The sequence below is a fragment of the Pseudomonadota bacterium genome (assembly GCA_038533575.1).
Lineage (GTDB): Bacteria > Pseudomonadota > Alphaproteobacteria > Rhodobacterales > Rhodobacteraceae > Shimia_B.
Window position 1 is genome coordinate 1 of record JBCAYL010000047.1, and the last position, 541, is coordinate 541.

Sequence of the window (541 nt, forward strand, 5' to 3'; positions counted from 1 at the left end):
GGCGAGGCTGCGGATGAGGCGGTCCTTGCGCCGGGCGGCCTCACGCTCGGGCGTTTCACGAGAACCATCGCCGCTTGTGCCTTCGCTGCTGTCACCAGTGGTAGGAGAGGGGGCCTTACGCCGCGCCCGTACGGCACGGACGCCGAGCTTGTATTCCTGCGCCTCCTTGAGGAGCGCGAGCTGGTCGTCGGGGCTCTTGGCCTTGGCGATCTCGACGAGGACGTTCTTGCTGAGGGGAGTATCGGATGTCCGATATTGCAAAACGACTTCGTCGGGGAGGCGCGTAAGGGAGAGGGCTTCGCTAATCGTGTTCTGCTTCTTGCCCACGATGCGGCCGAGCTCGGCCTGCGAGTAGCCGTGGCGCTCCATCATCTGCTGGTAGGCGTCGGCTTCTTCGAGCGGGTCGAGGCTCTCGCGCTGGATGTTCTCGATGAGGGCGATCACGTCGGGCTCGCCCTCGGTGATGATGGCCGCGATGGTGTCGCGCTCCAGGATCTGGTGGGCCCGCAGGCGGCGCTCACCCGCCACAACGATGTAGGCG

1 protein-coding gene is annotated in these 541 nt (G+C 65.8%); it reads right to left on the bottom strand.

Translation table 11 applies throughout. The features are described 5' to 3' along the window. Positions 1-541 (bottom strand): ParB/RepB/Spo0J family partition protein (locus AAFM92_16925; protein ID MEL7302043.1); only part of this gene is annotated, 541 nt, incomplete at both ends.